Consider the following 1,186-nt stretch of genomic DNA (forward strand, 5'->3'; position numbering starts at 1 on the left):
GGTCAAATATTCCCGCTGGCGCAGCACCCGCTCGGACTCGGAAATAAGCTCGGGCTCGTAGACATCCCCTTCCTCAAACACCAGCTGGGCGCGCAAGGCGGATTCCCAGGTCGGCGTATTGAGTGCATTGAGGGTTCGATAGAGCGCATTGTCCTGCTCCGGATCGGTGGTATCAAAGATGGGGCGGCGAAGGATCCGGATGTTGCTGATCCGGGCACCCTCCGGAATCACCAGATCACTCTGGCGGGCAAGCTGATCCCTCGGTTTGTCCAGATCAATCGCCTCTGGCTGAATATCGCTGGTGATGCAGCCCTCCCTGGCTGGTTCCGCACCCAGGCACGAGCCGGCCAGAGCCAGCCCGGAGACAACAAACGTTTTCCTGAACACAATACTGACCTCTACAGACACCAAGACAATAATCCGGGCAGGCTGACCTCACTGTCAACGGTCGGGCGGCCTCCAGATCGGGACATCCTCCTGCTTTGGCTCATCCCAATCACTCTGCATGGCACTGCTGAGTGCTTCTTCCAGCTTCATGAATAACTCACCGTAGCGGGGGCTGAACCGGATGCCCTCCTCGATTTCCTTCCAGGCGTCGAACAGCTCATCCTCGTGGGCTTTTTCATTGTCGAGGAAGACCCAGGTCATCTGACGGGCACGCATCGGGTGCACACCCATGGCGGTCAGGGCATGACCCCCAAGCTCGAGTGCCGAATGATAGGTTTCACTCACCACATCATCGGCCCCGGCCTCGCGCAGTCGGTATCCGTGGCCTCTGTCGAAAGCGCGGGCCAGCACCCAGACACCGGGGAAGAACTGCTTCACATGCTCCACCATCTGCACCGAACGATCACGGTCGTCGATCGCCACGACCAGCAGCCGGGCCTGTTCGATGCCTGCGGTTTCCAGCAAATCCGGGCGACTCGCATCCCCGAAAAAACTTTTGATATTGATCTGCCGGAGGTTCTCGATCTGTTCGATCTCATGGTCCAATGCAACGATGGGAACATTATTGGCCCGCAATAGCCGGCAGACAATCTGGCCGAAACGACCAACACCAGCGACGATAACCGGCGCCTGTTCATCGATGGTATCCGCCTCGCGCTCGTCGTTTTGTGAACGACGATAACGAGGTAAGACAATCCGGTCGTACACGATAAACAGCAACGGCGTCAGGAACATCGAC

General features: G+C 58.1%; 1 protein-coding gene and 1 pseudogene. Both read right to left on the minus strand.

Going from position 1 to position 1,186, the window contains the following annotated elements; all coding sequences use genetic code 11:
* Positions 1 to 387: pseudogene (locus B2W52_RS13035) on the minus strand (BamA/TamA family outer membrane protein); the annotation flags it as partial.
* 54 nt (positions 388 to 441) lie between these two features.
* Positions 442 to 1,186: NAD-binding protein (locus B2W52_RS13040; RefSeq protein ID WP_286803461.1), on the minus strand; the 745-nt coding region annotated here is incomplete at its 5' end.

The sequence above is a fragment of the Marinobacter sp. UBA2498 genome (genome assembly GCF_002341575.1).
In the GTDB taxonomy this organism is placed as follows: domain Bacteria; phylum Pseudomonadota; class Gammaproteobacteria; order Pseudomonadales; family Oleiphilaceae; genus Marinobacter; species Marinobacter manganoxydans.